Source organism: Pseudomonas sp. (assembly GCF_030696055.1).
GTDB lineage: Bacteria > Pseudomonadota > Gammaproteobacteria > Pseudomonadales > Pseudomonadaceae > Aquipseudomonas.
The window spans coordinates 1-18463 of record NZ_JAUYNP010000090.1 but is presented as its reverse complement, the minus strand read 5'-3'; the positions used below and the strand labels follow the sequence as shown (position 1 = coordinate 18463).

Sequence of the window (18463 nt, the reverse complement as noted above, 5' to 3'; positions counted from 1 at the left end):
AAGCCTGCGGCATGTCCGCCCTACGAGGGTGTCGCGCTTAACGCAGCTTTTCCAGCATCTGGTAGTACCACATGCCGGCGGCCAGCATCGGGTTGCCGAACACATCGCCCAGCGGCACCTTGATATGTTTGCAGGCCGCGAAAGTGTCGTAGTGGCCGAGGGTGCCGGTCAGGGCGTTGGCCATGATCTCGCCCATGATATGGGTGGTAGCGATGCCGTGGCCGGAGTAGCCCTGGCAGTACCAGACGTTGTCCGACAGCTTGCCCAGCTGCGGGATGCGGTTGATCACGATGCCCATGGCGCAGCTCCACTGAAAATCAATGGCGACGCCCTTGAGCTGCGGGAAGGTCTGCTCGATGCCGGGGCGCAGTTCGGCGGCGATATCCCGCGAATCACGCCCGGAGTAGTTGCAGCCGCCGCCGAACAGCAGGCGGCCGTCGGCGGTCATGCGGTAGTAGTCGAGGACGAAGCGGCAGTCGTACACGGCCAGGTCCTGCGGGTTGATTTCCTTCGCCAGCTCGCCCAGCGGCGCGGTGGTGACGATGCCGCCCATGGCCGGGAAGATCATGCCCTTGAGCTTCTTCGGCTCCAGCTTGTGGTACACGTCGCCGGCCAGCAGCACCTGCTTGGCATTGATCCGCCCTTCGGCAGTAACCACCGCCGGGTTGGCGCCGTGGATGATGTCGAGTACGGGCGAATGCTCGAAGATCAGCGCGCCCAGGCTGGCGGCGGCGCGGGCTTCGCCTATGCACAGGTTGAGCGGATGCAGGTGCATATTGCGGCTGTTCTTCAGCGCGCCGCAGTACAGGTCGCTGGCCAGGTGGCTCTGCACCCCGGCGCGGTCGAGCAGGGTCACGTCACCCGCCATGCCGCGGCGCACCGCTTCGGCGTAGGAGGCTTCCAGTTCCTGCATATGCACCGGTTTCATCGCCGCGTGCAGGTGGCCATGCTTGAGGTCGCACTGGATGCCGTATTTCTCCACCCGGCTCTTGATGATCTGGTGGCCGCGCCAGCGCAGGTGCCAGATAAAGTCGTCGACTTCCTCGCCCAGGCTGTTGCGCATCTGCTTGCGCATGGCCTCGTCGCCCGACAGGCTGCCGGTGACCTGGCCGCCGTTGCGCCCGGTGGCGCCCCAGCCGATCTTATGCGCCTCGACTATGGCCACCTTGAGGCCGCGCTCGGCCAGCTCCACGGCGCTGGCCACGCCGGTAAAGCCGCCGCCGATAATCACCACATCGACGCTGATCTCACCCTGCAGGGTCGGGTAGTGGGTTTCCTCGTTGAGGGTGGCGCTGTAGTAGGACGGGCAGCGTTCGGCGGCGGGCGTCACGGGTTTTATCGCGGCGTTCATCGTGGTTTTCCTCTGTGGCCGGCCCCATTCGGGCAGGCTGTTCTTATTCGGTTTCGGTCGTAGCCCGGAGTGCATCCGGGTTGGGGAAATCGCTCAGGCCTGGGTTAGATACCAGCGCCAGTCCTGCTCGCCGACTTCGGCCATAAACTGGCGGTATTCGGCGCGTTTGATCGCCAGATAGACATCGAGAAATGCCTGACCCAGGGCGTCGCGGGCCCAGGCGGAGTGCTCCAGGGCTTGCAGCGCGGTCAGCCAGTCGGTGGGCAGCAAGGCCTTGGCCTGGGCATAACCGTTACCTTCGATCGGCGCGCCCGGGTCGATCTGCTCGCGAATGCCGCGCTGGATGCCGGCGAGAATCGCCGCGGCGGCCAGATAGGGGTTGGCGTCGGCGCCGCAGATGCGGTGTTCGACATGTCGGGTAGGCGCCGGGCCGCCCGGTATGCGCAAGGATACGGTGCGGTTGTCGATGCCCCAGCTCAACGCCAGTGGGGCGTAGCTGTTGGCCTGGAAGCGCCGGTAGGAGTTGGCGTTGGGGCAGAACAGCAGCAGGGAATCGTGCAGGCTGGCCAGCATGCCGCCGACCGCCTGGCGCAGCAGCGGGGTGCCCGCACCGCTCTTGAGATCTGAGAGCTCACTGGCGAACAGGTTATTGCCCTGCTCGTCGGCCAGGCTGACATGCATATGCATGCCGGTGCCGGCCAGGTGGTCGAAGGGCTTGGCCATAAAGCAGGCCTGCATCCCGTGCTGGTGCGCCACGCCCTTGACCAGGCGCTTGTAGCGTACCGCCTGGTCCATGGCCGCCAGTGCGCCGCCATGCTCCAGGGTGATTTCCACCTGGCCGGGGGCGTATTCGGAAATCGCCGTGCGCGCCGGAATGCCCTGGGCCTTGCAGGCGGCATACAGGTCCTTGAGGAAGGGTTCGATCTGCTCCAGCTCGCGCAGGCCATACACCTGGGTGCTGCGCGGGCGGCCGCCGTCGCGGTCCAGGGCCGGTTGCGGCTGGCCGTTGGCGTCGCGTTTCTGGTCCAGCAGGTAGAACTCCAGCTCGCAGGCCATCACCGGGTGATAACCCTCGGCCTTGAGCCGATCTATCACCTTGACCAGCAGCTGGCGTGGGTCGGCGACCGTGGCCGGCAGGCCTTCGCTGGGGTGCATGCTGACCTGCACCGCGGCGCTGGGGATCTGCCGCCAGGGCAGGCGCACCAGGCTGCCGGCCAGCGGGTAGGCGCGGCAGTCGATATCGCCCACTTCCCAGACCAGCCCGGAGTTCTCCACGTCATCGCCGTTGATGCTCAGGCCGAGAATGGTGCTGGGCAGTGGCCGCCCGCTCCGGTAGACGGCCAGCAGTTCGTCGCGATGCAGCAGCTTGCCGCGCGGCACGCCGTTGGCGTCGAGGATAAACAGCTCGAACAGTTCGATATCGGGGTTTTGCGCGAGGAAGGCCTCGGCGTGCTGCACGGGGGCGAATGACATGGGGCTCTCGTTAGCGCCATAGCGGCGCATATCCAGCCGCACGCAGGGCGGGCGTTACGCTGGAACACAATCAACAGTAAGGCTGCGTCAGCTGCAGCCGATGTACTCAGTTGAGAACGAGAGCAGTATCCGGTGGGCGCGCATGGCGGCAATGCCACAGGGCCCAGAAGGCGAGGATTTCAGGCAGGCGGGAATTGGCCCGAGCGGCGCCGAGGCAGTGCCGCTCACGCAGACGCGGAGAAAACGACGGGGCGGGAAACAACGACAAGGGCGAACTCATGGGGCTGAGACTCGCATGCCGGCAACCCGGGGTTAAATAGGATTTTTTACATATTCAGTTATGGCCTGGCTAAACAATAGCCGGGTTGGCCCTAGTCGCTGCCGCCGCCCCAGAGTGGCTGCCCAGGCGCCGTTGGTTCGAAGCGGACCGGTGCAGACCAGACCAGGCCACCCTCTATCTGTCCGGACAGCTGGTGGACCCCGGCCAGCACGCCCCGCTCGGGACTGCGCACCAGCTCCTGCCACTCCTGGTCGAAGGCGGCATTCAGGTTCTTACGCAGCTGCGCCTCGGTATCCGGCCGCTCGTCCGCCCGCGCTATGGCGGTGAACAGCGCCACGCCCAGGGAAAGCGTCATGCCGGCCGCTCGCCCGACCATGGCCGATACTGCGCTGGCGGCGCCGCTGGTGGTGAGTTCGCCCACCAGCCTTTTGCTGGTGCGTTGCGCCACCGAGGAGATGCCGGGGTTCGTCGACCAGTCGCCCGCGCCTCCGGGGGTGGAGCTGATGCGCTCGAGCAGGGCCTTGTAGGCCGGCAGCTTGTCCGGCGGGTCGGCGTGCAGCAACTGGTAGAGCGAGGCGCCGGGGGCCAGGGTGATGGCCGGAATATCCTTGAGGCGCTGGTCGAACTGTTCCGCAGGGATGCCATGGCGCTGGCCAATGCCGGGCACGTGGTGCTGGAGTTGACGCACGTAGAGCCGGGTGCTGCCCTCCATGATCTGCTTCGGCTCGATCTTCTCGGCGACCGGCTCCAGCACTATCTCCTGGTACTGCTCCTGCAGATAGAGGGCCAGGCGGTTGACGGTCGGGTCCTGCTCGTCCCCGGCGCTCAGCTTGTACCAGGACACCTTGATGCTCAGCCATTGCTGGGTCCAGTAGCTGGAAAACCAGGGGATAAATTCCTCGTCGGTTTCCCGGTAGACCAGCGTCATCCAGCGCTGCATGGCCGTCAGGGCATGCTCGCGAGCCTGTGCCGAGGCGGTTCGGGAGGCCGCGGCTATGTCGCTGTCGACCTGGCGCCAGGTGCTCGCGCTAATCTGTACCGGCGGATCGCTGGCGCACCCCGCCAGCGCCGCCAGGCAGACGAACATAAGCATGCGCAGACTCGACATCGCAGGCCTCCGCCGGAGCAGTGCAAGCGCCACACTAGGCTCCCGGCAACCTACAGATGGCGCGCTGTATGGGTGCCAGCCCCTACTCCAACGGAGGGCTCAATTCGCTCCCCCGATGCGCTCAGTATAGGCGCCGAGCAGGCGCGCTTGGCCGGCAGCGGACGGCAGGTATAGGTGCATGGATAGGCGTGAGCCTGACTCAAGGTTGCGGCTTATAGCCCAGGCGTAGACCACCCCAATGCCGGCCCTGCACCCAGATCGGCACCGACAGGTCGTGCATCAGCTCGCCGGTATCGCGGCTATAGGTCTGCAGCAGCAGGGGCTGCTGGTGGCTGCCGCAACGGATGCCGGTGCGGTCGTTAAACAGGCGCTTGCTGCGGCTGTGCAGGGTATCCCGAGCGTGATCGCCGCTGGGCGGATGGTTAAAGGCGTTGTTGTGGGTCGGCACATAGCCTTCGGCGGTGCTGGCGATGGCGAATACCAGGCCTTCGTGCTGGCTCAGCAGGGGTTCCTGGATGGCCGGCAGCACCTGGTCGGCGTAGCTGTCGAAGCGGGTCTTGAACCTGGCCGGGACGCTACCCGCAATCGGCTGATAATGCCGATCGAACAGGTCGCCGAGGCTGATGCGCCCGGCCTGGATATCCGCCTCGAACTGCGCGGCTATCTGCGCGGCGCCCTGGCGGGCCAGGTCGTAGATGCGCTGGTGATAGTCGTCCAGGCCGACCGCGGCGAGCTGCTCGCTGACGCTTTCCGCCTGGCCCACCAGCTGCTCGGCGGCACCGCCCAGTTGGCGGGTCTGGCCTTCACTGGCGCCCAGATCGCCGCGCAACTGGCCGACCGCCACCGAGAGTTCGGCCAGGCGCTGGTGGTTGTGCGCGGTGCCGTTGTTGATCTGCTCAACCTGCTGTTCCACATCCAGCGCCAGCCCGGCTATGCCTTGCAGCTGCTCGCCGCTGTGGGCGATCTGCTGCGCGGCCTGCTCCAGCTGGTCGGCCTGTTGCTGGATATGGCTCACCACCGCCGCGCTCTGCTGGCGGATATCGGCGACCATCTGTCCGACTTCCGCGGTGGCGCTGCTGGTGCGCCCGGCCAGGTTGCGCACCTCGTCGGCCACCACGGCGAAACCGCGGCCCAGGTCGCCGGCGCGGGCCGCTTCGATGGCGGCATTCAGGGCCAGCAGATTGGTCTGGCTGGCGATCGACTGGATCACCTGGGTGACTTTCTCGATCTGCTCGGTGCGGCTGCTCAGGCCGGCGATCAGTTCGCGGCTGGCAGCGGCCTGGGCGCTGAGCTGCTGCATTGCATCGATAGCCGCATGCAGTTCCTGCTGACCACTGGCGCTGCTGTGGCGCACGCCTTGCGCCGCGCCCAATGTCTGCTCGGCGCGCCGGGCGTTGTCCTGCTCGGTATGGGTGATGGCGGCGGCGGCCTGGCTGATCTGCTCCAGCGCGCTCAGCTGCCCGTGCAGCTTGCCGGCCAGTTGCTGCACCCCGTGGGACACCTGGGCGGCGGCCAGGGCGTTGTGGCAGGTATGCCGCGACAGGCTCTGGCTCAGGGCGCTAAATGGCTCGTCCTGGGGGTTGCTGGTGGCGGGCGGCTCCGCATGCTGGCGCTGCCAGGGGCCGAGCCAGGGCCACAGCGCCAACAGCAGAAAGGACGGAATGCTGACGAACCAGGGCAGCTGGGTCTGCTGGTACGCCGCCATCAGCCCGGCCAGGCCCAGGGCGTGCAACAGGCAGGCCTTGGGGTAGCTAATAAACGCGGAGCGCATAAGCAGCCTCATTATTTTTATTCTGATCCCGGCATCGCCAGTGACAGAAGCTGGCGCGCAGGACTGGCTCAGGGTATGGCGGGATAACAGCTAAACCTGCGCAGTCCATCGGCCATTGTCGGCGAATCTGTAGACCATAGCGAGTAAGGCCATTGGGGCCAACCATCATTGATGGTCCTGATTCGAGCATCCCTGGCGGCGCCAGGCCATGGCACTTTGCGCACGGCTCTCGTAGCCCGGATGGAATCCGGGGATGCCATCAGAACCTTCCCGGATTGCATCCGGGCTACGCGCTTGTCTCGGCTGCATCGGCAACATTTTTCAGCGGTCTATTTAGCCCTAAAGACGGTGACGCTGGATAAAGCCGCGGTCCAGATAGTCCTTCCAGCGCCCATAGAACTGTCCGCCGGCGCTGTAGCCGTGCCAGTCGAGCAGGGCGCCGCCGTCGCCGGTGGCGAGCAGGGCCAGGCTCTGCCGTTGCGGGTGGTAGCGTTTAAGCGGCAGGCCGCGCAGGGCGGCGTTCAGGTTGGCCGCCAGCACCGGCGCCTGGCGCACCGCATAGACCCCGCTCTTGCGCGCGCCGGGCAGGCTGGCGCAGTCGCCGACGGCGAAGATAGTCGGATGGCCATAGCTCTGCAGGGTCGGCGCGATCAGCACGAAGCCCTGTTCGTCGCAGCCCAGGCCGCTGTGCGCCAGCCAGGGCAGGGCCTGGGCGCCGCTGGCGAGAAGCAGGCGCTGGCCGCGCCAGACCGGCGTCGCGCCACTGAGCAGGCAGTCGCCCTCGATGCGTTCGATCGGGCAATACTCGCGCACCAGCACGCCGCGCTGGCGCAGATGGCCGAGGGCGCGCAGGCGCACCCCGGCGGACAGGCCGTCGAGCAGCGGGCCGGCGCAGAACAGCGCCAGTTGCGGCACCTGCCCGGCCAGAGCCAGGGCCAGCTCGACCCCGGCCGCGCCGCCGCCGAGAATCGCCAGGGGCTGCGGCTCGGCCTGCCACTGCTGCCAACGGTTGAGAAAGGCGTCGAAGGGTTTGACCGCCAGCAGCTGCATGGCCTCGCCTTGCTGGGGCGGGCAGGCCACCCGGGCGCCGACATTCAGCGACAGCCAGCTGGCGCTCAGGCTGCGGCCGTCTTCCAGTTGCACCCGCTGCTGCGGCGCCGACAGACTGGCCACTGGGCTGACGATCAGCTCGACCTTGGCCGCGCGGCACAGCGGTTGCAATTCCACCTGGCAATCCGCCGGGTTGTGCCGCCCGGCCAGCAGGCCCGGTAGCATCCCCGAATACCAGGCCGCCGGCCCGGCGCTGAGCAGGGCAATGCGCCCCGGCGGCCGCTCCAGCAGCGCCCAGCGGCGCAGCACACCGAGGTGCGCGTGGCCGGCACCGATCAATAGCAGGTCATAGTGATTAGGCACGCCAAGGCTTCCATTAATTCACGGCTAAAGCAGTGCGTGCATGGTAAAGCCTGGGGCGTCTCGCTTTGTCGGGATTTTTCCGCGAGTGCCAGCCGGCGCAGATGGGCTGCGCCGGCAGGTTCTTAGTGACGAATCTGCGAGAGAAAGGCCCGTGTGCGCGGGTGCTGCGGGTTGTCGAAGAACTCCGCAGGGCTGGCGGTCTCGACTATCTGCCCGGCGTCCATAAACACCACGCGGTCGGCCACCTTGCGCGCGAAACCCATCTCGTGGGTGACGCAGAGCATGGTCATGCCGTCCTGGGCCAGCTCGGCCATCACCTCCAGCACCTCGCCGACCATTTCCGGGTCCAGCGCCGAAGTGGGTTCGTCGAATAGCATCACCTTGGGGTTCATGCACAGCGCGCGGGCGATGGCCACCCGCTGCTGCTGGCCGCCGGACAGCTGGCCGGGCTTCTTGTAGGCCTGGGCGCCAATATGCACGCGGTTGAGGTAACGCAGGGCCAGTTCCTCGGCCTCCTGGCGCGACAGGCCGCGCACCTTCATCGGCGCCAGGGTGCAGTTGTCCAGCACGCTGAGGTGGGGGAACAGGTTGAAGTTCTGGAACACCATGCCCACCTCACGGCGCACATGGTCGCTACCACTCTTGCTCGACACGTCCTGGCCTTCCACCGTGATGGTGCCCGTGTCGTGGGGGTTGAGGCGGTTGATGCAGCGGATCAGGGTCGATTTGCCGGAGCCCGAGGGGCCGCAGATAACGATCTTCTCGCCCTGCTCGACCGACAGGTTGATGCCCTGCAGCACCTGGAAGCTCTCGTAGCTTTTGCTGACGTTGTGCAAACGGATAATTTCGCTCATGACGGCTCCTCAGATACGGCGCATACGCGCGAGGGTGCGTTGCACCAGGCTGGCGGGGGCGGCGGCCACGGCGTCCCAGGACAGCCGGCGCTCCAGGCCGCCCTGCAGCCAGGTCAGGGTGTAGACCATGGCCAGGTAGTAGACCAGGGCGACGGCGTAGTACTCGGAGAACTGGAAGGTGCTGGACACCGTCTGCGAGGTCACGGCCATCAGTTCCTGCAGGGAGATCACCGAGGCCAGCGAGGTGATCTTCAGCAGGGTGATAAATTCGTTGGCGGTCGGCGGAATGGCGATCCGCGCGGCCTGCGGCAGGATCACGTAGCGGAAGATCTGCAGGCGCGACAGGCCGAGGGCGTGGCCGGCGGCGTACTGGCCGCGGTCCACGGATTTCAGCGCGGCGCGGTTGATCTCCACCTGATAGGCGGTCTCGTTGAGGCTGAGGGCGATCCAGGCGGCGAAGAAGGGGGTGAACCATTCCTCGCGAAAAATCGGGAAGAACTGCGGCAGGGCGTTCCACACGAACAGCAGCTGCAGCAGGGTCGGCGCGCCACGGAACACGCTGAGCACGCCGCGCAGGCTGGCGCGCGCCGGGTTGTTGGGGCCGTCCAGGGCCAGGGCCGCGGGAATAGACAGGAGAATCCCCACCGAATGCGCGAGCAGGGCCAGCACCAGGGTGATGCAGGCGCCCCTGAAGAAGTGGTAGGACGCCAGGGCATCCCAGAAGACGGCGACATCGAAATTCATCTGCGTGTCCTTGGTGAGTGGAAGCGAGCGCCCATTAGGCGCGTTCACGGTCAGGCCGGTCGTAGGGTGGATCGCGCTTCAGCGATCCACCGCGCGAGGTGGCGGTGGATGAAAAGAGCGTCATCCACCCTACGGCTGCGCTTACTGCGCAGCGGTATTTAGGTTGGCCGGGTCGAGCTTCCATTTCTCGGCTATGGCTTGCAGCGTGCCGTCGGCCTTCAGCGCTTCCACGGCCGCCTGCACGGCGGCCTGGTCCTGCGGGTTGGGGCGCATATAGGCGCCGAAGATGTCCTTTTCCGGGAAGCTGTAGAGGGTCTTGAACTGACCCGGGTTCTGCAATTCACGGTAGGCCAGTTCGGTGTCCTGGGACAGCCCGGCGGCGGCGCGGCCGACCAGCACCTGCTGGGCCACGTCGCTGCCCTTGGGGTAGGTCTGCAGCACGGCCGGGATCTTGCCGGCGGCCGTCAGGTCGGCGTTGAGCTTCTCCATGATGGCCACGTAGCGGGTGCCGGATTGCACCGCCACCACCTTGCCGGACAGGTCGTCCAGGCTGTTCAGCTTGAGCTCGCTCTTGCCGCTGCCGAACACCGTGGTGGCGCTGGCCAGATAGGCCACGGCGTTGAGCTTCTGGGTGCGTTCCGGGGTGATCAGGGTGCCGCTGATCACCGCGTCGCAGCGCTTGGAATCCAGGCCCGGCAGCAGGCCGGTGAACTCGGTGACGATAAAGCGCGGCTGCACGCCCCAGTGTTTGGCCAGGGCGCGAATCAGGTCGGTGTCGAAGCCGCTGGGCTCGCGGTCGCCGGTCTTCTCGAAGAACTCCAGCGGCGGGAAGGTTGGATCGGAGCAGACCTGGAAGCTGCCCGACTCGACGAAGGACGGCTTGGCATCGGCGGCCTGCAGGCCGCTACTCAGGGTGGCAGCCAGCAGGGTGAGAGCGGCGGTCAGGTGCAGTGGACGTGGGTTCATCGGTGACTCCTGTGCAGGCTAGGTGCATGGTTTATTGGCAGTAGGGGAAAGCCATTTGTTGTTATGCAGCCTCAGGGGTTTCCTGAGTGATGGGTTGCGCGCCGGCCCGGCCCGCCTTGATCCAACGTGGACCTTGGGGGCCGTAGACCTCGGCCGGTTCCGGGAACAGCACGAGCAGAATCAGGTACAGCGCCGCGGCCAGGCCCAGGGTTACCGGCAGGCTGATGTCGATGCCGCCGGCCAGTTCGCCGAGGGGGCCGACGAACTGCCCCGGCAGGTTGACGAAGCCCAGGCCGACCAGCGCGCTGGGTATCCAGGCGCCCATGCCGCGCCAGTTCCAGCCATTGTGGAACCAGTAGGCGCCGCCACGTTGGCCGCGGGTGAACACCTGCAGGTCGTCGGCGCGGTAGAAGCCGCGGCGGATCAGCAGGCCGAGCAGCATGATGACCATCCACGGGCTGGTGCAGGTGATGATCAGCACGGCGAAGGTCGACACGCTCTGCACCAGGTTGAAGGCGAAGCGGCCGATAAAGATAAAGGCGATCGACAGCAGGCCGATCAGCAGGGTGGCTTGCACCCGGCTAAGCAGGCGCGGCAGCACGCTGGACATGTCCAGGCCGGTGCCATACAGCGCGGTGGTGCCGGTGGACATGCCGCCGATCACCGCCAGCAGGCACACCGGCAGGAAGAACCAGCTCGGCGACACCGCCAGCAGGCCGCCGACGTAGTTGTAGTTGGCGATATAGTCCGGCGCTTGCAGGGCGACTATGGTCGCGGTGGTGAGGCCGAAGAAGAACGGAATCAGGGTGGCGATCTGCGCGCCTATCACCGCCAGCAGGATGCGCTTCTGCGAAGTCTGCCGCGGGATATAGCGCGACCAGTCGCCGAGGAAGGCGCCGAACGACACCGGGTTGCTCATGGCCAGCAGCGCGGCGCCGATAAAGGCCGCCCAGAAACCCGCCTGCCCTTGCTGCACGCTGCCGGCGTAGGCCGCGTCGAAGGGCCCGGCAAAGGCGAACAGGCCGAGCAGAAACAGCAGGCTGGCGGCCCATACGGCGATCTTGTTGACCCACAGCATAAAGCGGAAGCCGTAGATGCAGACGATCAGCACCAGCGTGGCGAACAGGCCGTAAGCCAGGCCCAGGCTGAGGTCGGTTTCCGGCAGGCCGACCAGGCGCTTGGCGCCGCCGACCAGGGCATCGCCCGAGCTCCACACCGACAGCGAGAAGAAGGCGATGGCGGTGAGCAGGGAAAGGAAGGAGCCGACTATGCGCCCGTGCACGCCGAAGTGGGCGCCGGACGACACCGCGTTATTGGTGCCGTTAAGCGCGCCGAACAGGCCCATGGGCGCGAGGATCAGCGAGCCGACCAGCACGCCGAGCAGGATGGCCCAGGCGCCGGCCTGGAACGACAGGCCGAAGATCACCGGGAAGCTGCCCAGCACCGCGGTGGAGAAGGTGTTGGCGCCGCCGAAGATCAGGCGGAACAGGTCGAGCGGCTTGGCCTGGCGCTCGTTATCCGGAATCTGTTCGATGCCGAAGGTTTCGATCTGGGTGATGCTCTGCTGCTTATTGTTGTTATGCATGCTGTCTCTCCAGGGGGCTAGGGTCTGTTGAGGGGCTACTGCTCCGGCATGGCCGAAAGATGCTCGTGGCAGGCCAACCAACGGCCTTGTTCTGGGTGCTGGCGGAAGACTATGGTTTCGCGCTCCAGATTGAGGCTTTCCTCGCCCTGGATGCGTAGCCGGGTGGCGACGTCGTGGATAAAGATCGCGACATCACCGTGCAGGCTGACCTGCGCCTGGCTCGAGTTGCACTCGAGCACCTCGAAGCCGTCGCGCTGCCATTGCTCCCACAGCGCGCGGTAGGCCGCGCGGTTGGGCAGCGGCTGCGGGCAGCTGTGGAAGACGAAGCTGGCGTCTGCAGTGAAGGCGTTGAAATAGGCCTCGCTGTCGTTGCTGGCGAAGGCCGCCACCAGGGCGCGGGCGGCTTCCAGCACCTGTTCGCGGGCGCTCATCGCTGTTGCACACCGGGCAGCACGCAGAGCATTTCGTAGAGCAGGTTGGCGCCCAGCAGCGAGGTGTTGCCGGTGGTGTCGTAGGGTGGCGAGACCTCCACCAGGTCGCCGCCTATGATGTCCAGGCCCTGGCAGCCACGGATGATTTCCATCGCCTGGATGGTGGTCAGGCCGCCGATTTCCGGGGTGCCGGTGCCGGGCGCCCAGGCCGGGTCGATGCCGTCGATATCGAAGGAGAGGTACACCGGACCGCCGCCGACCTTCTCGCGCACTTCGGCCATCAGCGGCGCCAGCGACTGGTGCCAGCATTCCTCGGCCTGCACCACGCGAAAGCCCTGCTTGCGGCTCCAGTTGAAGTCCTCGGCGGTATAGCCCTGGGCACGCAGGCCGATCTGCACCACACGGTCGCAGTCCAGCAGGTCTTCTTCCACCGCGCGGCGGAAGGTGGTGCCGTGGGCGATCTTCTCGCCGAACATATGGTCGTTGACGTCGGCGTGGGCGTCGATATGCACCAGGCCGACCTTGCCGTGCTTCTTCTTCAGCGCGCGCAGGATCGGCAGGGTGACGGTGTGGTCGCCGCCTAGGGTCAGGGGGATGATGCCCAGTTCGAGTATCTCGTCGTAGGCCTCCTCGATGATGCGCACGGCGTCCAGCAGGTTGAAGGTGTTGATCGCCACGTCGCCGATATCGGCCACGTTCAGCGAGTCGAAGGGGGCGGCGCCGGTGGCCATATTGTAGGGACGGATCATCACCGACTGGGCGCGGATCTCGCGCGGGCCGAAGCGGGTTCCGGAGCGCAGCGAAGTGCCGATATCCAGGGGAATGCCGACGAAGCCGACATCCAGCTGGCGTTTCTCTTCGGTCTTCTGGATATGCGGCAGGCGCATCATGGTGGCGATGCCACCGAAGCGCGGCATCTCGTTGCCGCCCAGGGGCTGGTGCAGAATCTTGTCCATGGCAGGCCTCAGCATGGTTGTGGTTATGAGTGGGGCCGATTCTTGGGCAGGCCGCGCCTGCGACAAATCGCTGCAGGCAAAAACTTAGTTCAGAAATTTCTAAACTATTAGCCGCGTCTGTAGGATGGGTTAGCGGCGCCGGACCGCGTGACAACAGCCGCCGCGAACGTGCCGCGCCGCGTAACCCATCGAGGCAATACTCCGACATATGCCGATGATGGGTTAAGCCCAGCGCTATCCATGACACCGCCGTGATGGGTTACGCCGCTGTGCGGCTAACCCATCCTACGAGGAGCCCGCGCCGATGAGCCAAGCCCTGCCTGACCTTAAGCTGCTGCGCATCTTCGCCTGCGTGGTGCGCCATCAGGGTTTCGCCGCGGCGCAGCAGGAGCTGAACCTGTCGACCTCGGCGATCAGCACCTATATGAGCCAGCTGGAAAGCCAGCTCGGCATCAGCCTGTGTCATCGCGGTCGCGGCGGCTTTAGCCTGACCAGCAAGGGCGAGCTGTTCCACCAGGAATGCTTGCGCCTGTTCGGCGAGCTGGAAGGCTTCGAGCGCTACTCGGCGGCGCTCAAGGGCGAGCTGCGCGGCACCCTCAATCTCGGCGTGCTGGACTCCACCGTGAGCGATCCGGCCCTGCCCCTGGCCGAGGTGATAGGCGCCTACAGCCAGGAGCATCCGGCCGTGCATCTGCACCTGTCAGTGGCCAGCCCTTACGAGCTGCAGTTGGCGGTGCTGGATAACCGCCTGGACCTGGCCATAGGCGCGTTTTCCACGCGGATGAACGGCCTGGTCTACCAGCCGCTGTACCGCGAGCAGCACTGGCTGTATTGCAGCGAGCGGCATTCGTTGTTTAGCGAGCGGCGCATTCCGGCGGAGGTGATCGCCCAGCAGCGCATGGTTGGGCGTGGCTACTGGAGCCAGGCCGAGCTGGCCCGACACGGCTTCAAGCACAGCGCGGCGACCGTGGAGTCGATGGAGGCGCAGCTGATTCTGGTGCTGTCCGGCGCCTATATCGGCTACCTGCCCGAGCACTACGCCCAGCCCTGGGTCGACCAGGGCCGCCTGCGCGTGCTGCTGCCGGCGACCTTCGGCTACCAGGCGCCCTTCTCGCTGATCCTGCGTCGCGGCCGTTCGCGGGAAGCGCTGATCCAGACCTTTCGCGATCTACTAAAGGCCCAGCTTAATCCGGGTTAGCAGGTGCCTTGTTTAAGGCTCTGTACCCGTTAACGGTTGCATGCAATGGGTAGGTTGGCGCTGAGCGCAGCGAAGCCCAACAGGCATTGGCATGTCTCGTTGGGCTTTGTCGCTTTGCTCCTCAACCCAACCTACGTCTGGTCGTCTCGCAACACGCAATTGGGACATAGCCTTGATTAAGGTGCCTCGCGCCGCAACTGCGGCGCGGCGAAATAGCTGGTGACCGACTCGCCGGTATTGTCGCTGTCGGCGGCAAACACCACCCCGAGTATCTTGCGTGGCGCGCTGCCGAAGGCGGCGATGGCATCCGCGCGCAGATCGCGGGACTCCGTTAGCCACTGCCCCAGCGCGGCTTCGGGGCCACGCAGCACCCGCATTTCCACCGTCTCGGTATAGGCGCTGCGGGCATGGGTGCCGGGGGCGGCGCGGTTGTCCCAGACATAGCTCAGGGTCGCTGCCGGCAGGTCCGGGTCGAAGAAGGCGCGGGCCAGGCGCAGCTTCTGCCGGGTAAAGAAGGACAGGCTGTCCAGCGGGTAATCCAGCAGCACATAGACCCGCGCGGCGTAGTCGTCGCCGGCGCGGGTGGCGAAGCGCGCCTGCTGCAGTTTTTGCTCGGTGCGCCATTGCCAGCTCAGTTGCCAGGCTTTATCCCCCGGCAGATCCAGCGGATGCAGCAGGCCACCGGCGGCGGAATCGGCCTCGATCCGCAGCACCAGCTGGTCGTCCTGCTCCTGCAGCGTGCGTGTGGAGGGCTTAAGTTTGGGGATATTGGCTTCGCGCCAGGGCGCCGACCATTCGCCTGTCGGCGGGCCGGAAGTCCAGGGCGTCAGCTGATTCTCGGCCTGCGCCAGCGGAGCCAGCGCCAGCAGCGCGATCAATAACCCGCGCATTAGCTGCGCCGCCAGGCGTGCAAGAGCAGGGCCCGGCGCAGCAGGGCTTGCTGGGCCATAAGTAGGCCGCGCATCAGTTTCGTCGCCAGTTATGAAAACGCTCGACCAGCCGCAGCAGCCCTTGCGGCGCATGCGCCCGCTTCCACTCGCCGGCCGCGTACTTGTTGGCCTCGGCCAGGGTCGGGTAGCTGTGGATGGTGCCGAGAATCTTATTGAGACCGAGGTTGTGTTTTATCGCCAGCACATATTCGGCCAGCAGTTCGCCGGCATGTTCGCCGGCTATGCACACGCCGAGGATGCGGTCCTTGCCCGGCTCGGTCAGTACCTTGACATAGCCATGGGCGGCTTCGTCGGCAATCGCCCGGTCGAGGTCGTCAAGACAAAAGCGGGTCACCTCATAGGCGATGCCCTGGGCTGTCGCTTCGCCTTCGCTGAGGCCGACCCGCGCCACTTCCGGGTCGGTAAAGGTGCAGTAGGGGATCACCCGGTAGTCCACCTTGAAACGCTTGAAGGGACTGAACAGCGCATTGACCGCGGCGTACCAGGCCTGGTGCGCGGCGACGTGGGTGAACTGGTAGGGGCCGGTGACATCGCCCACCGCGTAGATATTGGGCAGGCGGGTGGCCAGGTACTCATCGGTTTCCAGGGTGCCGTTGGGGCGCACCACCAGGCCCAGTTCCTCGACGCCGTAACCCGTGACATTGGCCACCCGGCCCAGGGCCAGCAGCAGGCAGTCGAAGGCGATGCACACCTCCTCGCCGGTATCCAGGCGGCGGGCGATCATGCGTTGCTCGCCATCCACCAGTTCGAAGCGCTCGGCGCGGTGTTGCAGGCGCACGTCCACGCCATCGGCGCGCAGGCTGGCCAGCAGCAGTTCGCTGGCATCGGCGTCCTCCCGCGGCAGCAGGCGCTCGGCCAGTTCCACCTGGATCACCTGGCTACCGAGGCGCTGAAAGGCCTGGGCCAGTTCGCAGCCGATCGGCCCGCCGCCCAGCACCAGCAGCCAGCGCGGCTGTTCGCGCAGGCCCCAGATATTGTCCGAGGTATAGGTCTGCACCTGCTCCAGGCCGGGAATCTTCGGCACCAGCGGCCGCGCGCCGGCGGCGATAATCAGGTTGCGGCTGGTCAGGGTCTGGCCGTTCACCTGCACCGCCCAGGGCGAAAGGATCTTCGCCTCGCCCTGGATCACCTCGACGCCCAGGCCGGTATAACGCTGCACCGAATCATGGGGTTCGATGTCGGCTATCACCCGCTGGATACGCTGCATCACCGCGGGAAAGTCCACCGTGCCGCCGACGTTGTTGAAGCCCAGCGCCGCACCCTTCTTTAGTTCATTGGCCAGCCTGGCCGAGCGCAGCAGCGCCTTGGACGGCACGCAGCCGGTGTTCAGGCAGTCGCCGCCCATCCGGTGCTTCTCGATCAGGCTGACCTTGGCCTTTACCGCCGCGGCGATATAGGCGCTGACCAGGCCGCCGGCGCCGGCGCCTATCACCACCAGGTTGCGCTCGAAGGCCTTGGGCCTGTGCCAACCGGCATACACCCGGCGCGCCTGGAGCATATCCAGCAGCTTGCGCGCGAGCAGCGGGAACAGCCCGAGCAGCACGAAGGCCCCAAGCAGCCCCGGCGAGAGAATGCCGGCCAATGAGTCCAGCCGGCCCAGCTCGCGCCCGGCATTCACGTAGACCAATGTGCCGGGCAGCATGCCCAGTTGGCTGACCCACCAGTAGGTACGCAGGGGCAGGCGGGTCAGGCCCATGGCCAGGTTGATCAGAAAGAAGGGGAACAGCGGCACCAGGCGCAGGGCGAACAGGTAGAAGGCGCCCTCCCGTTCGATGCCGGCGTCGATGCCGGCCAGGCGCTGGCCGAAGCGTGCCTGCACCCAGTCGCGCAGCAGAAAGCGGCTGCTGAGCATGGCCAGGCTGGCGCCCAGGGTCGAGGCGAAGGACACCAGCACAAAGCCCTCCAGCAGGCCGAATAGCGCGCCGGCCAGCAGGGTCATCAGCGCCGCGCCGGGCAACGACAGGGCGGTGACCGCCACATAGGCGAGAAAGAACAGCCCGGCGGCCAGCCAGGGTTGCGCCACCACCTGGGCGTTTAGCGCCGCCTGCTGCGCCTTAAGCGCGTCGAGGCTGAGGTAGTGGCCAATATCGAAGACAAAGAAGCTGCCCAGCAGGGCGAGGATCAGGCCCAGCAAGGCGAGTTTGCGACTATTCATCGGTCAGCGCCTCCAGGGCGCAGAGGCTTTGGCACAGGCTAAAGCCGGCCAGCAGGGCCTGCTGCGGTGGTTCCGCAACAGCGCCGAGAATGCGTGGGCGATAGGACAGCGCCGCCGGGCTATGGGCTGGCCACTGGCGGTCGAAGTCGGCGAGAAAGGCGGCGTGGTCGTAGTTCAGCGGCAATGCCTCGATAAACAGCCCGTCGCGCTGGCAGCGATACAGCGCCGCCGGGTGCGGCGTGCTGGCGATGCGGCTGAGCAGGCCGTAGCGGCCACCGGCAAAATTGGGCATGCCGGCCGCACCGTTATTGATCAGCGCGCCCTGCTCAAGGCTTAACGCCGCCGCCGCGCAGCTATGGCTGGTGGCTAGAACCCGTACGTTCTGTGCGGCGAACCAGTGATCAAGTTGCTGCTGGCGAACCGGCTCACTTAGGGATTCGCGTGAGCAACCCCAGCCGGCCAGGGATAGCTCGTCGCCAGGACTGATCGCCACGCGCTGACCGGCGACCCTGACCAGCGCCGTGCTGGGCCGCGCGGCCAGGCGCTCGGCCATTCCCGGCAAGCCTTGCACGGTATTTTTGAGTTCGGCCTGGATGGTATTGGAGCGCTCGACCACCGCCTTATCCACTGTTATTGGGTAGGCGCAGCCGCCGGCGCCGCTGTCCGTAGCCCGGCCCAGCTCGGTTTCCAGATGGCCGCGCAGGGCTAGATGGGCGCTTAGGCCCAGCTCTATCTGCTGGAAAATCTCGGGGTCGCGGTCGAACCCGTGCGCAGCGCCGTTAAACACCAGCCGCGCGCCCGGCTCGGCGGCCAGACGTTTTTGCAGCGCGGCCAGGGCCTGGCGGTTGCCATACAGGCCGCCGACCACATAGAGGCTCTGGCAATCGAATAGCGGCGCGCCGGCAAAGGCGTCGCTCGCCAGGCGGTAGTCCGGCGGGCAATCGTGGCCGGCGCGCATCAACGCCTACCCCGCAGCCAGCCCGGTAGCAGAAAGCCCCAGAACAACAGGCTAGTGGCTTGCATGGAACAATCCTTAGGCAATCAGCGCGCCGCCACAGCTGGAACCCTGTCCGGCGGTGCAGGCATAGCAATGGTCGCGGGTGACTATGGGGTTGCCGTCCAGCTCGGCCGTCAGCAGGTCACGCAGATGGGGGCGTTGGCGGCCGATCAGCTGGCCTGGCAGTTCAAGCGGCAGGTCGAGCATCTGGTTGAAGTCGCAGTCGTACAG

16 protein-coding genes are annotated in these 18463 nt (G+C 66.2%); 1 reads left to right on the top strand and 15 read right to left on the bottom strand.

The features are described 5' to 3' along the window. Positions 1-37 precede the first annotated feature (37 nt). The 11 genes from Q8Q83_RS05305 to speB form a co-directional block, all read right to left on the bottom strand. The gene (locus tag Q8Q83_RS05305) at positions 38-1351 is read right to left on the bottom strand and encodes an FAD-binding oxidoreductase (protein WP_305621775.1); all 1314 of its coding nucleotides are present in this window, start codon (positions 1349-1351) and stop codon (positions 38-40) included. 93 nt (positions 1352-1444) lie between these two features. After that, positions 1445-2824 (bottom strand): glutamine synthetase family protein, encoded by a 1380-nt coding sequence (locus tag Q8Q83_RS05300; protein ID WP_305621773.1) that lies wholly within the window; start codon positions 2822-2824, stop codon positions 1445-1447. A gap of 371 nt (positions 2825-3195) precedes the next feature. Next, positions 3196-4212: a hypothetical protein gene (locus Q8Q83_RS05295; RefSeq protein ID WP_305621771.1), complete on the bottom strand. Its 1017-nt coding sequence runs from the start codon at positions 4210-4212 to the stop codon at positions 3196-3198. 199 nt (positions 4213-4411) lie between these two features. Beyond that, positions 4412-5917, bottom strand: a complete 1506-nt coding sequence (locus Q8Q83_RS05290) for a methyl-accepting chemotaxis protein (RefSeq protein WP_371132364.1) — start codon at positions 5915-5917, stop codon at positions 4412-4414. A gap of 405 nt (positions 5918-6322) precedes the next feature. Continuing rightward, positions 6323-7396 (bottom strand): FAD-dependent oxidoreductase, encoded by a 1074-nt coding sequence (locus Q8Q83_RS05285; protein ID WP_305621768.1) that lies wholly within the window; start codon positions 7394-7396, stop codon positions 6323-6325. 122 nt (positions 7397-7518) lie between these two features. Further along, positions 7519-8250, bottom strand: a complete 732-nt coding sequence (locus Q8Q83_RS05280) for an amino acid ABC transporter ATP-binding protein (protein ID WP_305621766.1) — start codon at positions 8248-8250, stop codon at positions 7519-7521. A 9-nt stretch (positions 8251-8259) separates the two neighbouring features. Continuing rightward, on the bottom strand, positions 8260-8994 hold the full coding sequence (locus Q8Q83_RS05275; protein WP_305621764.1) for an amino acid ABC transporter permease: 735 nt from the start codon (positions 8992-8994) through the stop codon (positions 8260-8262). Positions 8995-9135: 141 nt separating this feature from the next. After that, positions 9136-9960: a transporter substrate-binding domain-containing protein gene (locus tag Q8Q83_RS05270; RefSeq protein WP_305621762.1), complete on the bottom strand. Its 825-nt coding sequence runs from the start codon at positions 9958-9960 to the stop codon at positions 9136-9138. Positions 9961-10021: 61 nt separating this feature from the next. Beyond that, a complete protein-coding gene (locus Q8Q83_RS05265) occupies positions 10022-11545 on the bottom strand; it encodes a cytosine permease (RefSeq protein WP_305621760.1) in 1524 nt (507 codons plus the stop codon). A 35-nt stretch (positions 11546-11580) separates the two neighbouring features. Further along, positions 11581-11976: a nuclear transport factor 2 family protein gene (locus tag Q8Q83_RS05260; RefSeq protein ID WP_305621758.1), complete on the bottom strand. Its 396-nt coding sequence runs from the start codon at positions 11974-11976 to the stop codon at positions 11581-11583. Then, positions 11973-12932: an agmatinase gene (gene speB / locus Q8Q83_RS05255; RefSeq protein WP_305621756.1), complete on the bottom strand. Its 960-nt coding sequence runs from the start codon at positions 12930-12932 to the stop codon at positions 11973-11975. Before speB ends, Q8Q83_RS05260 begins: the two co-directional genes overlap by 4 nt. 304 nt (positions 12933-13236) lie before the next feature. Here speB and Q8Q83_RS05250 point away from each other — a divergent pair, with 304 nt between their 5' ends. After that, on the top strand, positions 13237-14130 hold the full coding sequence (locus tag Q8Q83_RS05250) for a LysR family transcriptional regulator (protein WP_305621754.1): 894 nt from the start codon (positions 13237-13239) through the stop codon (positions 14128-14130). Between the two features lie 176 nt (positions 14131-14306). On the opposite strand, the gene Q8Q83_RS05245 is transcribed toward Q8Q83_RS05250, so the two are convergent. The 4 genes from Q8Q83_RS05245 to Q8Q83_RS05230 form a co-directional block, all read right to left on the bottom strand. Then, positions 14307-15020, bottom strand: coding sequence for a DUF3047 domain-containing protein (locus tag Q8Q83_RS05245; RefSeq protein WP_305621752.1), 714 nt, complete (start codon positions 15018-15020; stop codon positions 14307-14309). Between the two features lie 73 nt (positions 15021-15093). Then, positions 15094-17235 (bottom strand): FAD-dependent oxidoreductase, encoded by a 2142-nt coding sequence (locus Q8Q83_RS05240; protein ID WP_305621750.1) that lies wholly within the window; start codon positions 17233-17235, stop codon positions 15094-15096. Beyond that, positions 17228-18193 (bottom strand): hypothetical protein, encoded by a 966-nt coding sequence (locus tag Q8Q83_RS05235; protein ID WP_305621748.1) that lies wholly within the window; start codon positions 18191-18193, stop codon positions 17228-17230. The genes Q8Q83_RS05240 and Q8Q83_RS05235 overlap by 8 nt, the downstream gene beginning before the upstream one ends. Before the next feature lie 75 nt (positions 18194-18268). After that, positions 18269-18463, bottom strand: a 195-nt coding sequence (locus Q8Q83_RS05230) for a DUF3641 domain-containing protein (protein WP_305621747.1), incomplete at its 5' end; no start/stop codon positions are given.

What these genes read in the sequence shown, in the direction of transcription:
- Q8Q83_RS05235 (WP_305621748.1), bottom strand. Translation starts at nt 18,193, where the DNA reads ATGCGCGCCGGCCACGATTGCCCGCCGGACTACCGCCTGGCGAGCGAC.
- Q8Q83_RS05290 (WP_371132364.1), bottom strand. Translation starts at nt 5,917, where the DNA reads ATGGCGGCGTACCAGCAGACCCAGCTGCCCTGGTTCGTCAGCATTCCG.
- Q8Q83_RS05270 (WP_305621762.1), bottom strand. Translation starts at nt 9,960, where the DNA reads ATGAACCCACGTCCACTGCACCTGACCGCCGCTCTCACCCTGCTGGCT.
- Q8Q83_RS05275 (WP_305621764.1), bottom strand. Translation starts at nt 8,994, where the DNA reads ATGAATTTCGATGTCGCCGTCTTCTGGGATGCCCTGGCGTCCTACCAC.
- Q8Q83_RS05300 (WP_305621773.1), bottom strand. Translation starts at nt 2,824, where the DNA reads ATGTCATTCGCCCCCGTGCAGCACGCCGAGGCCTTCCTCGCGCAAAAC.
- Q8Q83_RS05305 (WP_305621775.1), bottom strand. Translation starts at nt 1,351, where the DNA reads ATGAACGCCGCGATAAAACCCGTGACGCCCGCCGCCGAACGCTGCCCG.
- Q8Q83_RS05280 (WP_305621766.1), bottom strand. Translation starts at nt 8,250, where the DNA reads ATGAGCGAAATTATCCGTTTGCACAACGTCAGCAAAAGCTACGAGAGC.
- Q8Q83_RS05250 (WP_305621754.1), top strand. Translation starts at nt 13,237, where the DNA reads ATGAGCCAAGCCCTGCCTGACCTTAAGCTGCTGCGCATCTTCGCCTGC.
- Q8Q83_RS05245 (WP_305621752.1), bottom strand. Translation starts at nt 15,020, where the DNA reads ATGCGCGGGTTATTGATCGCGCTGCTGGCGCTGGCTCCGCTGGCGCAG.
- speB (WP_305621756.1), bottom strand. Translation starts at nt 12,932, where the DNA reads ATGGACAAGATTCTGCACCAGCCCCTGGGCGGCAACGAGATGCCGCGC.
- Q8Q83_RS05265 (WP_305621760.1), bottom strand. Translation starts at nt 11,545, where the DNA reads ATGCATAACAACAATAAGCAGCAGAGCATCACCCAGATCGAAACCTTC.
- Q8Q83_RS05240 (WP_305621750.1), bottom strand. Translation starts at nt 17,235, where the DNA reads ATGAATAGTCGCAAACTCGCCTTGCTGGGCCTGATCCTCGCCCTGCTG.
- Q8Q83_RS05295 (WP_305621771.1), bottom strand. Translation starts at nt 4,212, where the DNA reads ATGTCGAGTCTGCGCATGCTTATGTTCGTCTGCCTGGCGGCGCTGGCG.
- Q8Q83_RS05260 (WP_305621758.1), bottom strand. Translation starts at nt 11,976, where the DNA reads ATGAGCGCCCGCGAACAGGTGCTGGAAGCCGCCCGCGCCCTGGTGGCG.